The sequence below is a fragment of the Rhizobium sp. ERR 1071 genome, assembly GCF_007828675.1.
In the GTDB taxonomy this organism is placed as follows: Bacteria; Pseudomonadota; Alphaproteobacteria; order Rhizobiales; family Rhizobiaceae; genus Rhizobium; species Rhizobium dioscoreae.
Genome location: NZ_VITM01000006.1, coordinates 293751 through 306639, shown reverse-complemented (window position 1 = coordinate 306639; position 12889 = coordinate 293751). Strand labels below are relative to the sequence as shown.

Annotated in this window: 12 protein-coding genes; 4 read left to right on the top strand and 8 right to left on the bottom strand. The window is 55.6% G+C overall.

Annotated features, from left to right (window positions below):
* The first annotated feature begins 127 nt into the window (after positions 1 to 127).
* The gene (locus FBZ99_RS22345; RefSeq protein WP_113350719.1) at positions 128 to 1135 is read left to right on the top strand and encodes a hypothetical protein; all 1008 of its coding nucleotides are present in this window, start codon (positions 128 to 130) and stop codon (positions 1133 to 1135) included.
* A 490-nt stretch (positions 1136 to 1625) separates the two neighbouring features.
* Here the strand turns inward: FBZ99_RS22345 and repC are convergent, their stop codons facing one another.
* From repC to FBZ99_RS22325, 4 genes are all read right to left on the bottom strand, one after another.
* Positions 1626 to 2933 carry a plasmid replication protein RepC gene (gene repC / locus FBZ99_RS22340; protein ID WP_113350720.1) on the bottom strand — a complete coding sequence of 436 codons (1308 nt, stop codon included), beginning with the start codon at positions 2931 to 2933 and terminating at the stop codon, positions 1626 to 1628.
* Positions 2934 to 3088: 155 nt separating this feature from the next.
* Positions 3089 to 4090 carry a plasmid partitioning protein RepB gene (repB, locus tag FBZ99_RS22335; protein ID WP_113350721.1) on the bottom strand — a complete coding sequence of 334 codons (1002 nt, stop codon included), beginning with the start codon at positions 4088 to 4090 and terminating at the stop codon, positions 3089 to 3091.
* Positions 4091 to 4094: 4 nt separating this feature from the next.
* On the bottom strand, positions 4095 to 5288 hold the full coding sequence (repA, locus tag FBZ99_RS22330; RefSeq protein WP_145634865.1) for a plasmid partitioning protein RepA: 1194 nt from the start codon (positions 5286 to 5288) through the stop codon (positions 4095 to 4097).
* Between the two features lie 467 nt (positions 5289 to 5755).
* Positions 5756 to 6232, bottom strand: coding sequence for a ProQ/FINO family protein (locus tag FBZ99_RS22325; protein ID WP_113329495.1), 477 nt, complete (start codon positions 6230 to 6232; stop codon positions 5756 to 5758).
* 921 nt (positions 6233 to 7153) lie between these two features.
* Here FBZ99_RS22325 and FBZ99_RS22320 point away from each other — a divergent pair.
* Positions 7154 to 7690, top strand: a complete 537-nt coding sequence (locus FBZ99_RS22320; RefSeq protein WP_145634861.1) for a hypothetical protein — start codon at positions 7154 to 7156, stop codon at positions 7688 to 7690.
* 906 nt (positions 7691 to 8596) lie between these two features.
* Here the strand turns inward: FBZ99_RS22320 and FBZ99_RS22315 are convergent.
* The 4 genes from FBZ99_RS22315 to FBZ99_RS22300 form a co-directional block, all read right to left on the bottom strand.
* Positions 8597 to 9022 carry a DoxX family protein gene (locus FBZ99_RS22315; RefSeq protein ID WP_173004572.1) on the bottom strand — a complete coding sequence of 142 codons (426 nt, stop codon included), beginning with the start codon at positions 9020 to 9022 and terminating at the stop codon, positions 8597 to 8599.
* Between the two features lie 76 nt (positions 9023 to 9098).
* Complete coding sequence (locus FBZ99_RS22310) at positions 9099 to 9539, bottom strand: hypothetical protein (RefSeq protein WP_113350724.1); 441 nt, start codon at positions 9537 to 9539, stop codon at positions 9099 to 9101.
* A gap of 140 nt (positions 9540 to 9679) precedes the next feature.
* Positions 9680 to 10555, bottom strand: coding sequence for an ornithine carbamoyltransferase (locus FBZ99_RS22305; protein ID WP_113351049.1), 876 nt, complete (start codon positions 10553 to 10555; stop codon positions 9680 to 9682).
* A gap of 93 nt (positions 10556 to 10648) precedes the next feature.
* On the bottom strand, positions 10649 to 10831 hold the full coding sequence (locus FBZ99_RS22300; protein ID WP_145634858.1) for a hypothetical protein: 183 nt from the start codon (positions 10829 to 10831) through the stop codon (positions 10649 to 10651).
* Here FBZ99_RS22300 and FBZ99_RS33845 point away from each other — a divergent pair.
* Together FBZ99_RS33845 and FBZ99_RS22290 are read left to right on the top strand one after the other, a co-directional pair.
* On the top strand, positions 10824 to 11990 hold the full coding sequence (locus tag FBZ99_RS33845; RefSeq protein WP_113350725.1) for a GGDEF domain-containing protein: 1167 nt from the start codon (positions 10824 to 10826) through the stop codon (positions 11988 to 11990). The genes FBZ99_RS22300 and FBZ99_RS33845 overlap by 8 nt on opposite strands.
* A gap of 99 nt (positions 11991 to 12089) precedes the next feature.
* Positions 12090 to 12791, top strand: a complete 702-nt coding sequence (locus FBZ99_RS22290; RefSeq protein ID WP_113350726.1) for a GntR family transcriptional regulator — start codon at positions 12090 to 12092, stop codon at positions 12789 to 12791.
* Positions 12792 to 12889 lie beyond the last annotated feature (98 nt).

Sequence of the window (12889 nt, the reverse complement as noted above, 5' to 3'; positions counted from 1 at the left end):
CGCACAAGTATGAGTTCTGGATCTAAGCGTTTGGCAGGCGAGCTTGTGGGGCAGGCAGGCTGTCAACATTGCTTTTGACGGCAGCAGCGAATGCCGACCCAGAATATTTGATAGGAGAACTAATTCCGTGCGGTTGAGATATGCCCTTCGAAGCGTCCCCCAGATGCTCAGCCTCTGCTCCCTCGCCCTCGTCATTCCCGCAACATCGCAATCCCTGGCAGCCACCCGGCAGCCGGACATTCCGGCCTGGCTCGGAGCCTATGTCGGTACCGGCGACGGGCAGATCGCTCAACCAGTCCTGCAAAGAGCCCGCGCGCTCTACATGCGAAAGGTGAGCGAAGGCACGGTCAAAAATCCCTGCTATTTCGCCATGGACGCAACTCGTCCGAACACTCCAAATGACGGCAAGTCCGCGGGCCGCTTCTACATCGTTTGCGAGGCGACACAGACGTTCCGTGTCGTTTCATCCGGCCACGGCAGCGGCCGCGATCTCAAGGGCGTAGCTGATTTCGGCAACGGCCGCATGTGCGCCAAGAACTTCGGCAATGCGATGGACTCGAACCTGACGACGGGCGGTTCCTATGTGACGGAGGAGACGAAGACGACCTTCAAGGGCTACTACAAGCTCTCACAAACCAAGGAAGCTGCCTATCTTCGCACGTTCCTCCAGTTCGATGGCGAAGGCGAGACCGCGAATGCTCGCGAAAGGGCGATCGGCGGACATGCGGCCGCCAAGGTTGCGGGCATCTGCATGAAGAAGGATCCGCAGAGCCCCTACGCCAACCGGGACGGATATGTTCCGCTCGGAAAGCTGGTGGAATATGCTGGCGGCCGTAGCGACGGCTGCACCAGTTGGGCGGCATCGGATGCCAATCAGATCATTTCCATGGTGAAGGACAATCCGACGACGCTCTACATCTATCCGGAGTCCTCGGACATCAAGGCGATCGCCAAAGCCGTTGCGGCGGGGCGCTCTCCGGCCCAATCCGGATTATATTGGAACGACTCCTGCTTGAAGGAGATCGGCACGCCTAAGTTCTGGCCGAAGGAAACCCTCGAACCGATCATCGTGCAATACAAGAAGGACCATCCGGCACCGCCTGCCAAGCCGATCCCGATCTGCGACCAGCCGTGACGGTGGCCGAGAGCCAAATCAGGAAATTTGACAGGTGACGGCCGGGATCATTGATCATTGCCGCGCCTGTTTAAGGGAGCCGGGATGCAATTTCTCCTGTCGCGTCCAAATGCCTGCGCGGTAAGCTTGCCTGTGGATACCATAGCGCCGGATCGACGCGAAAATATATGGACATTTGCCGGTAAAAACGGCATAAAAACTTGAGATCGGCGGACGATAAGAACGCCTCCTATGACTTATTTCGGCTGACCTGGCTGAATTTTACACAGCCTCTAGCCGATTGATTTCATTGAGATAAAGCCTCAATCAGAAGCTATCCCTCTCTTTCCTGCCGTTAGCCCTATAGGAGGGCTGCGCCGTCTTTCGCATCAACCAAAACCGTGGTCGATGCGTCTCAGCAGACTTGATCAGGTCTGCGTTAAACCAGCGCTCCGTATCGAGGCCTAGGCGGAACCGGATATCAATCTTTCCACATTGAAATTAGAACCGGCTAGGCCACCTTTGGCGCGGTCGTATTTGCCCGCAGAAGGCTCATAAGCATGGGACCGATCGCAAACTCTCCTTTCTCCGTTCGCCGGGTCAGATCGCGAAGATAGCCGCCGGCTGAATTGATGTATGGGGCGCGTTGGAGGATGCAGGCGATGACGGTGGCAGCATTTTCTGTCCCCATGATCCTGCAGGCCTCCTGATAGGCTCCAGGGCTGATATCGAGTGTTGATTTGACGATGATCGAGGCTGCAAGCAGATCACGCCAGTTGTTGATAGTCCCTGCTGGTCCATAGGACATGATGTCTGGACAAGCGCGGAGAATGAGATCCAGTGGGAAGGACTTTAGCTCCATCGCAGTCTCGTTACGAGCTTCAACGCGAAAGCTGCGCATTGTTGAGGATGTTGGTCCGATAACGCCCGGAGATGTTGCCGCTTCGGGCGTCTGTGGTGTTGTCCGCGGAAATACGGTCTCGTCCAGTGGCATTTCTTGCTGTCCGGCCTCGGTTTCAGATTCAATTAGGGATTCGGAGTCTGAATTCTGTATGTGCCGCTCATTTTGATAGGGATTGCCGCTTAGTTTCGTGGCTTTTACATGTGTTTCCAATTGGTTGATGATTTGGTCGTGCAGGCGGCAGAGTTTATCCAGGAGAACGTCCAGCTCCATTGCGGTGGGAGATCGCGAAACACCGTCAATCAACGCACGGAAAGCCACGTAGACGGCTTCCCAAGGGCCTTCCACGGCTTCGGCAATGGCAGTTTCGATCAGTTTGGCGATATCGCGTCTGTGGAGGCTTATACGCTCGCGCAAGCTCTGCATATGGAGCCGTTCGGCCGCAACCCGAGTGGCGAGATGCTCGATCTCTTCGGCGCGTGCGAGAAGAGGCGCCAATGAGAAGCCATAGGCCTCATTGAGGTCCCCTGCCCTGCTCCGACGAGCATAACGCTTGCCGTTGGGGCTATCCCTGCGTACCAGAAGCCCGGCAGCGATCAACGCAGCCAAGTGGCGGCGAATGGTCTGCTCGGCCATCCCATGGGCGCGCAACGAGAGCTGCGCGTTCGAGGGAAACACGATCAGGTTGGCGTCATCCGATAGCTCGTTTTTCGGATAGAAGCTTAAGAGCGCATTGAGAACTGCAAGCGCACGATCCGTCACCCCGAGAAGAGGCTTAGCTTCACAGAGCGCGCGATAAATCTTCCATTTGTCGACGGACTTGATGCGCTTCCCATGCTCGGCTCGTCTTTGAGCCATCAACATGGCAAGCGTCATCGGCCGCCGCCCAAAAGGCGTCGTCACATATTCGGCTTCCATTTTCTTTCACCTACGTTGTGGCAAAAGAAGACAGCTCACCAAAACGGCGTCAAAGACTCTTGACTGTGATTCGGGGAAATGCGATTCTCGATTTGCTTAAGATCAGAGAAGGGCTTCCACGACGACGTCGTTTGGGGGCCTTTTTCTTTTGCGGGTTACGTTTCCTTTCCTTGCTGAAACTCGTTGAAGAGAGATTGCAGTCTCTCCTGCACGAACTCGTCAAAACCGGGCGCAGCCTTGCTGTCGAAAACAAAAGTGGCGCGCGCCGGCGTTCGCTTAAAGGTTACCGGAACTCCGGCTATGGATGAGGGAGCTGCAGTGCTCTTGCCAGAAGCGGGCTTACCTGTTGCCAGAGCGAGTGCCTGCTGGAAGCGCTCATCGCTAGACATTTTCCGATAGTTGTCCGCGGACAACTCGGCAATGATCGGCTCGGAAGCGATGCTCTCAAGACGTTCTCCCAGTTCCAGCCAACGTCTGCGGCCGATTTCAGGAGCAGGCCCGATCGCGCTGATAAGCGGCAGAGGCACCTGCCTCGTGACGATCAGCATCTTGGAAAGCGCTGCCTTGTCCACACCGAGTGCGGCCATGATGATATCGCGGCCGAAACCACGCTGCTCGAGGCGCAACGCAAACAACGCTCGCTCGACATAGGAAAGATTGGTGCGTGCGCTATTTTCCTGGCCCTGACTAACCACTAGCTGGTCATCCGTGAGCTGACGGACGACAGCGCGCACTTTGATGCCGAGTTCCTTCGCGGCTGCCAGACGACGATGACCGTAGGCAACCTGAAAGCGCCCCTTGGACTCCGGATGCGGTCGCACAAGGATCGGAACCTGCTGGCCGTGCTCGCGTATTTGCTCAACCAGTTGGCCGAGCTCAATGGGATCTATTTCGAGGCGATCGGTAACGAAGGATCCGTCGATGACATCGGGATCGATGTCGACGACCGTCTGCCCTTCCGCCAGCTGCCGTTCGAGGTCGCTGGCGCGTTCCATCTTCTCCGTGATGTTTCCGAGTGTCCTCGTAATGCCGCCCACCGGACCACCACCCCTCGCCTGCGGCAGGAAGCCTGCAATCGGGCGATTGTCCTTTGCTGCTGGCGCATCCGTGCGCGCCGTGTTCGGCGCCGAAATTTCAAGAAGGTTTTTGCGCGCCATCTATTTATTTCCTTCCCCAGGTCAGGCGGAGATGCATCTCGATCTCGCTGTTGACGAGATTGAGCGAATCCAGAGCCCGGTCGTAGGTACCCCTGGTGAATTGGGCACGATCGACCTCATAAAGCGTTTGTTTGGTGACACCGGCATCGGCAACGGCCGTCGATTTGACCATGGCATTCTGCAGCATGCGATTGCCGAAGATGGCTCGCATAAAGCCTGTCATCTGGCTTTGCGGCCCGTCGTTCGGTTCGAAACGAGTGACGAGATAGCGCATCCAGTCGTAGCTGGTGCGCCCGCCGGCATTCTCGACCACGAACATAAGCTCGCTCGTCATTGTCAGGAACTGCGACATCGACATGACGTCGAGCATCTGCGGATGAACGGTGATGAGGATCGACGTCGCGGCGCAGAGCGCAGACATCGTCAGGAAACCCAGCTGCGGCGGGCAATCGATGACAACGACATCGTAGAAACTTTCGATCTCGGTCAGAACCTCACCAATGCGAGCAAAGAACATGGTCTCCGCACGACCTGCCGCCATTGCGCGCGGCGTTTCGTGCTCGAACTCCATGAGCTCGAGATTGCCGGGGATCAGATGCAGGTTCGGCGTATAGGTCGAGCGGACGATATCGGCGATTGGACGCGGCTCTTCATAGCGGATGGCGCCATAGAGAGTTTCATTTTCACCGACATCGAGTTCCGGCTGATGACCGAAGAGGGCAGACAAGGAGGCCTGCGGATCGAGATCGATGGCCAGCACGCGATAGCCCCTCAGCGCCAGATATTGGGCGAGGTGAGCGGCGGTGGTGGTCTTGCCCGAACCGCCCTTGAAATTCATGACCGAGATGATCTGGAGCTTTTCCGACCCTCTGCGCCAGGGAACATATTTGGGTGTCCCGTTGCGCTCATCCAGTACCTTGCGGATGCGGTCCATATCCTCGGCGGCATAAAGCCGGCGCCCATTGGAAAGCGGGTCGGGTCCATGGCCTTCGGCTGCGATCTGGCGAAGATAGCCCTCACCGATGCCGATGAAGGCTGCAGCTTCGGCCGGCGAAAACATCCGCATAGTTTTCTGTGACTGAGGCGGGAAGATCTTTGCCTGATGTTGCTGGAGCTGATAAGACAATTCCTGCGCATCTGTCGCCAGAAGCGTTGGAAGGTGCTCTTGATCTTCTTGTAGCACGAGACTCGGCTGCATGGTTGTTTTCCCAATTAACTGCGCAATTGTGACAGAATGCTACTGAACTACGCAGTTACAATATGCTCCGATTCGTGTCCGTTTTACAAATGCTTAGATAAAAGGCAGTTTTTGATGCGTTTTTACGCATCAACAGCGTGCAGCGACGTTCGATCCGATGCCGCTTTACTATTTCGGCGATTTAGGTACGGCCGATCTGGATAGCGATTCGCATCCCGATTTTCATGGACGAACGGCGAGTGGTCCGCGGACCACTTTCGCTGAAGGCCAACAGGATTCTGGATTGATCGCGTCCAAGCGTGTCACTTCATGAATGAGCTTGATGGGCCGGTAGTCCACGGACTACCGGGACGCAGCCGGAGCTGCTGTCAATTGCATCGCCGCACCACCACGCCAAGGGCGCAGCGTTTCCATTACGGTCGTCACAATGAAGGCGAGGAGGATATGAGGCGATGCGCCCAGGCGCATCAGCGGGCGGCGCGATCGGAGCGTCGGCCGAGGAGGGAGGCTCGAATGAGTTCTGCTTTGCTCAAAGCTGGCGGTGGTGGCGGCTCTTCGCGTTGGGCCGCAGCCTTAGCCTGCGTTTGGCGCAGCGTGATCAGGCGCTGCTGTGCGGCAAGCCTGTCTTCGGCCGAAAGCGGCTCGACGGGATTGCCGGCGAGATCGTGCCGCATGGAATCCGGCTGGGCGCAGGCATGATAATATCGTTTGGAATGCAGAAACGCGCTGGTGGAGCGACGCAGAGACATGACTGGCACGTCAGGTTTCAAAAGTGGACGGATTTCATTCCAGAGGCCAAGCGCAAAAGGACGGATAGGGTCGCCGGCTTTGGCGGGTAGGATAGCGATGGGGCGAAGCAAGAGCGTGTTGATCGCGGCTGCCTTCTTGACATCGAGTTCGGTCGCCACGATCGGCTCGCGATTGGTTGTCCAAGGTTCTTCCATCAAATCGTTCCTCTGCGTGCAATTCCATTACGGACTGATTGTGAAGTGATTTTGACGGGATGGCAAAGAAATCTGTCCCGCTTGTTCGCCCTCACGCCAAGCCGACGTTCATATATGAGATGGTGCAGCCTGCAGCAAGTTTTTGGTTAACGAGATTTTTATAGTTGGACGGCTAGCTTTCGCGAAGCCGCGATAGGTAGCGCGTACGCGGCGCATCTTCCCTCAATCCCGAATTTGTAACAAGCTGCCTGCGAAAATGTCGCAGGGCTCTGGTTTGCGCGGGTTGGTGTGTTCAAAAGGGGAGGGGCCTTTTATTCGGGCGGCTGCAAACCAAATGCTAGCGGAGCAAGTCACGGTCAATAGGCGATGGGTCGACGGTACTCCTTATATTTGCGGTTGTTCAGGTTGCCTGGTGAAGCTGCGTCCTTCGAATAGTCCGCGCGCAGCGTGGTGTAACAGAGTATTGCATGGGTTTGGCTTCGCTGCTCCACGCCAGCTGTTGGCTTCAAATGTCCGAGGCTCTCCATTGCAATTCTCCGGCGCCGAGTAGCATCCTTCATCGGCAAGGCAGCGAGGGAGCATTCGTATTTGAGGGATGCTGCAGACGGAGAAGCGGTTGCGAGAATGAAGCCGTCGAGGGCAGGGGGCGGGTATCGCGCGGGAACGCGCAAATCGCGTCTTGCGTCGTAAAGCCAAACCGGCGCCCTTCGGTCCATTGAAGAGGGCTGCTCTATATCAGGGTGCGTTTTCTCGCAGGTTGAAGCACATTCCGCGACCGTCGTCATCTAATCTGTGAGCCCGGTAAAAAATCTGGAGATAGTTGCTATGGGCGACTTGGCTGGCGGCGATCGTAGCGATAGATACAGCACGGTCGACACGATCCAAGTTCGAACGGCTCGTCAGTCACTGGGGGAAGTCTTCTTGAGCATAGCAGCATCCCTTTCATTGGGCGTCGTTGTTTCACTCACGCTCGGTTCGAGTGCGTTTGCTTTCGACAAAGCTTCCTTCTTCGAAGCCGCCCTTTGCAAGCCGCCTTATTCGACTACCAGCGCGACAAAGATGTATGATGAGGCTGAAAAGCTCGCGAAGGCGGATACGTCGCTCATGACGGCTGCCGTATACAAAATGTCTACGGACTTTGGCCGCCAAGGCTTCAAGACGAGTGAAATCGTCTTCGCCGGAACAAGCTTCGGCATTCTGGTCGAGGGCTTGCGGGCGGACGATCTGGCTAAGACCTATCACCTGACACCGGATGGGCTTGGCAATCTCCTCGGCACCGCAACGAAGTCATATGGGCGCGCTTTGCGCAAGGCTGAGCAGCCCGCGGCCGAGATGGGAGTAGTCTCCGTGGTCGCCCGCGAATCCGCGGCCTTCCCGGGCAAGACCCTGCTGGCTTGCGAGTTCGTCTCGCATGAAGACCTCGAAGCCATGAAGAGCATGCAATCACCGCCGAAGTAGTGCGCGCCAGGGTATGGGGCCGCTGCTTTTTCCTGCGGTTGGAAGGCAACGGCAATGGTCCTCCGCGGAGGAGAGCCCTAGAGCTGCAATCTGTTTCTCCGAAGCGGCTCTTGGTTCGAGAGTTCGGTATCGGGTCTCTCGGATTGCCAAACCCGATTGCAGAGATGCTGGCGTGTGGCGGAAGCAAAATCTTAAATAGCTTCGGCTAAGCGAAGTATTAACCATAATCTCAAGCTATTGTGAAACCTGCGGCTTGACGCTTCCAGGCAGCAGCAACGTACGTGGGGCAAATTTCTGGCAATGCAAAACCGCCTCGCTTTGCGCAGGCGGCTTTCAATTGCGATGGATGGTGAAACCTGTTTATCTAATGAGAAATTGCAAGTGGCTGGACAGCAAAAGGCTGCGTTTGAGATGGCCCCCTATCTACTATTATTTTTCATCTTCGTCACATGCGGCCTCGTCAATATGACGCGCCCTCGAAATTCTATTAGACCAGTGAGTGACCGAGACACCGAAAACGCTTACAAAGCTGCTTTCAAAATTGAATCCAGGGAGACGGTAGAGCGACGAAAGCTCGTAGGCCTCCTTTTGGTGATTGCATTGCTAATCGACATGCTCCTCATCGTGTGGATAGTTCGCTTCGCCTAGGAGGTAGGCTTGCTAAACGGGGACGGGGTGCCTAAGTGCGCGGGGTGGCGCCATCTCATAAATTATGTGGGATAATCTGGAAAGCGCATTTATGTCTCCAAATCTGCTTCACCTATCGCAGTATCGGTTCGTCGAGGAGAATTCCAAGCCGCTAGCGCTCATGATATGACCGATGTGCTGCAAGTTTGCGCCAGCGGATTACCCATCTCCCCTCAACACGGAATGGTGCGGTCAGCTTCAGATCATGCTGAAGCGGCGTCATATCCTTTCCGACCAAGGCGTCCACCTGAGGGCAAATACGCTTCCCGGCCCATGCACGGCGGCGAAGAGCAGTCCGGCTACGAAAACAAAGTGATCTACGAAGAAGCCGAATTCAGCTTGGTTGCCGGCCCAACGGCCCGGACCATGGAATGAGAATCCAAGGAAGATGACATACACGGCTGCAACGAGCGTTGCCGGGACGAATAAAGCACCGGTCAAGAAAGCGACGGCAAGCAGCACTTCAAGGATTGCGGCACACCAAGCCAAGAATAATGGAAATGGAAAGCCGGCGGCAGCGATGTAGCTCGCAGTCGCGCCCATATCCATAAACTTGAACGAGACGGCCATCACAAAGACGGCGGTGAAGATGAGGCGCGCGATGAGAATGGCGGCTGTCTGCCAAATTGATTGAGCGTTTTCCACGATATCCCTCCAGGTTGACGCGGTTGATATTCCAAGGACGGCCAACCGAAGGTGATTCCGACAGGGAGGATGAAAATTATTTGCCGGACTCCCGTGATTGTCCGCTCATGCCTGAAGTATGGCTCGTGATGACATAGCGATGTTTCTCGTCGAGTGCGTCCGGATCCACCAGAACGACGGAAGGCTCTCCGGCGCCGGATATCAGAATGAAAGAATAGGGATTCGTTGTCTCGTCGTTGGCAACCAGGAGCGATCTCTGGAGCAGTCGTGCCAGTTGGCTGGCAGCGTCCAGAAGAAGCGGCGGGTGCAGATCACTGGAGTGATAGATGCTGATGGTCTGCGAATAGTCATCGAAAGCTTCCGACGTCACGAGGCATGTTGCCGGCATATCCGCGATTTGCGCTATGTCGTGGATTACGTCCACGCTGTCGGTATCGACACTGAGTACAGCCGCGATGGAACGCCGCAGAAGATCATCGTCAGCATGCTTTTCAAGAGCGGCATCAAACCAGATCATTGTCCGCGGTTCCGATTTTCAGGATTGTGTCACGCAGGCGCCTTTATAGCCAAAGCTCTTCCGTCGCTTCAAAGTTCGAAAACCAATCAGAGTCGTGGTCGCTATTTGCGTCGCATCGCAAGACATGTCGTCATCGACGATTACGACGTCATCATCCACTCAATCAAGGCATTCTGGGCATGAAGCAAAAATGCCTTGGCCAATCGGCTTTGGCAGGCTGTATGCAGCATTGCATCCGCCGTCAGTTCCTGACCTCTCGTGACTGGCGGGCATGGCAAAAAGATAGCGCCTTGCTTTCCTTCGTTGAGAAGCGAAGCCGACACCCGATACTCAGCCAACGCATCTTCTTCTGCGTCCGTTGGCCATGAATCGGTAATGATGACGTCCGCATCGAGCAGATGGCGAATGTCCCTGCTGCTTTCAAAATTCGAGTTCAGAAGGTCCGGGTCGGTGACGTGCCAGCGCTCCGGATAGACCTGGACGACGTGCATCGGCATCGATCGTGATGCCTCGACCCATGATCTCAATATATTGGCGTCTGGCGCAATTCCGACAACCTTGAGGCCATCAAGCGTTCCTCTTACCCTCTTGATATAGGCAAGATCGCCAAGCGTTTCGCAAGGGTGGTTGGTTCTTGTTCGGGCATTGATAACGGGTGCTTCTGCGGCGGCTGCAAGCTCATGCAGAGTAGCAAGCTCCTTTGTCCTGACGACAAGAAGATCAAACCAATTATCGAGGTAGCCCGCTAGATCGGCTGTGGGTTCGCGAGTACTGAAGCTGATGGGAGGTTGAGCAGATATGCCGCCCATCGCCTTCACGCCGAGATCGAAAGCGGTCGTGTTTCTCCATCCCGTGTCGTCGACAATGATGCCTACACGCTTGCCGAATAGGGCTTGTGGCATCGTGCGTTCATGCCAATGCTTCGCAAGTTGGTCCGCCCGGTCAATAATCCCTAGGATAACGCTCGGGGGCAACGAGTGAAATTCGAGAAAATCTCTGTTCGACATAAAACTCATAGCGTGTCCAAGGTTGAATTCGGCAGCTTTCTGCAACGGAGGCGAGGCGTTTACCCTAGGCAGTTTTCGATCCGGCGCAATGGCGGAGAAGCGTCAGCCGACCGGTGCTGCCTTGATGCCAGTCCCGCCCATAGTGGTGATCTGCTTTCGGCGAAGACTTATCGCAGATGCTGCTTTTTCAAGATCTTTAGCAGCCCCATTGGCAAAATCTTTAGATCGTTCGGAGTATTGAGGCGGCAATGCTTTCCGGCTGCTTTGGTAGTTTTCGATGATCAATGAATTAGATATGCCGACGGTGCTCTTTCTCCAAAAGACATCCTATATCGCTGGTGCGGCGACTTTGGGTTATTTGAAATATAGCTCGAATGAAAGCCGCGGCGTTGGTCTGCTTGCCTCAAGTTTCGTAATTCTCGCTACGGCATCAACATTGGCCGGATATGCCGAAACCTATCCGGCATTCTATGCGCCTCTCAGCCTTATCAATCTCGTTTGCGCCGTGCTTGGATATTCGCTGCTCGGCTCATCTTTCGTGGTGATCAGCGATCCCGATAGAAAGGTGATACCGGCTCTTGCATTGCTGCCTGCGCTGCTGACTTTGCTTGTCGGAGCTTTCACGGCATTTCATTTGAACAATACATATCGGGCGGTGACATTCAATTTCCTCGGTTGCGTGATGCTTGCCGGCGCGGCGATCGTCATATTCAGGGATTCCTTTCGCGAACCGCTGCCGATCAGAAAATTCGTTGCCGCAATATTATTGGCCTGTAGCCTGCTATCGCTGATAATGGCCTTCGAGTTCTCGTTCCATTCCTTCGTCCTTCTCGATGTGGCGAGCGGCTTCCTGCTGATGATCCTTTCCAAGTTCGTGCTGGCGCTGTCGATCGTCATTTTCATAAGCGAGCGCCAACAGATAAAACTCAGACAAACAGCCGAGCGAGATGGCCTGACCGGTCTTTATAATCGCCGCTTCTTCAACGAGAACGCTTCCGCACGGCTTCGGGATGGAGATGCCATTCTTTATCTCGATATCGATCACTTCAAGCATTTCAATGATCGTTGGGGTCATGCGGCGGGAGATGAAGTTCTCGTTGCAGTATCGCGAACAATAGAGGCGATTCTGCCGTCGTCCGCCATTTTCGCGCGGCAGGGAGGAGAGGAGTTCATAATCTTTCTTCCCTTGAAAGCAGGAGAGCCGCTTATCCAGGCCGAGCGCATTCGAGAAGCTGTTCAGCGAACCCGATTTCCGGATCTCGGTGCCGATGTGGTGGTGACGACGAGCATTGGCATTTCGAAGGTGAGCCGGGAATGCAGGTCGCTTGCCGAGCTTTGTCGCGAAGCGGATCGTGCCCTCTATCTGGCGAAGGCAGGCGGACGAAACCGGGTCTGTGATGCGAGCAGCAACTTTGTCGCTGAAGTTTACGTTCGCTCGGCGTAATCCTCGATTTTTGGTAAAGGTCCCGAATGCCGGGAAGCGGCGTTGATTTAGCTGGCATGCCCCTTTATTTCTCACGCTGAAAGAAGAGGTCAGTTAGCCATGGATAATGAAACAAGCCTCCGAAACGAGCGCAAGCGCGGCTCCGGCGTGAAGGTGGTCTATGATATCCTGCGGGACGAGATTCTGGATCTGGAGCTGCCGCCGGGCAGTCCCATTGACGAGGTGCAGCTTTCCGAACGCTTCGGCATGTCGCGCACGCCGATCCGCGAGGCGCTCGTGCGGCTGGCAGGCGAGGGGTTGATCGATACGCTGCCCAACCGCTCGACCATGGTCTCGCAGATCGATTTTCTCAACATGCATAGCTATTTCGATGCGCTGGTGCTGATGTATCGGGTGACAACGCAGCTTGCCGCCAAATATCACCGTCCGGAAGATCTCGAAGGTGTGCGCGCGCTTCAGGCTGAATTCGCCGATGCCGTCGAAGCGCAGGATGCGCTCGCCATGATCTCCACCAATGCCGCGCTTCATCTCGCGATCGCCGAGGCTGGCCGCAACCCCTATTTCACCAGCCTCTTTTCGCGATTGCTAGATGAGGGCCGGCGCCTCCTGCGCCTCTATTACCAATCCTACGACGATCGTCTGCCGCGTCGTTTCGTCGAGGAGCACGATGAAATCATTGCCGCTGTCGAGGCGCGGGATACGGAACTTGCCGAGCGCCTTGCGCGCGAACATGCTGAGCAGATCGTCGCCCAAATCCAGAAATTGCTGATGCGCGGGGATCGTCTCGACGTCAGTCTTTGATTTGCATATTTCTTGTCGACAAAATAAATACAAAGGTATATCAATGCTGCGAAAACGGTGAGGCGCGGTGGCGGATGCTGCTGGGCTGATAGCCGATC

What these genes read in the sequence shown, in the direction of transcription:
- repC (WP_113350720.1), bottom strand. Translation starts at nt 2,933, where the DNA reads ATGGAAGCCGAATATGTGACGACGCCTTTTGGGCGGCGGCCGATGACG.
- FBZ99_RS33845 (WP_113350725.1), top strand. Translation starts at nt 10,824, where the DNA reads ATGATCAATGAATTAGATATGCCGACGGTGCTCTTTCTCCAAAAGACA.
- FBZ99_RS22290 (WP_113350726.1), top strand. Translation starts at nt 12,090, where the DNA reads ATGGATAATGAAACAAGCCTCCGAAACGAGCGCAAGCGCGGCTCCGGC.
- FBZ99_RS22325 (WP_113329495.1), bottom strand. Translation starts at nt 6,232, where the DNA reads ATGGAAGAACCTTGGACAACCAATCGCGAGCCGATCGTGGCGACCGAA.
- repA (WP_145634865.1), bottom strand. Translation starts at nt 5,288, where the DNA reads ATGCAGCCGAGTCTCGTGCTACAAGAAGATCAAGAGCACCTTCCAACG.
- FBZ99_RS22310 (WP_113350724.1), bottom strand. Translation starts at nt 9,539, where the DNA reads ATGATCTGGTTTGATGCCGCTCTTGAAAAGCATGCTGACGATGATCTT.
- repB (WP_113350721.1), bottom strand. Translation starts at nt 4,090, where the DNA reads ATGGCGCGCAAAAACCTTCTTGAAATTTCGGCGCCGAACACGGCGCGC.
- FBZ99_RS22305 (WP_113351049.1), bottom strand. Translation starts at nt 10,555, where the DNA reads ATGAGTTTTATGTCGAACAGAGATTTTCTCGAATTTCACTCGTTGCCC.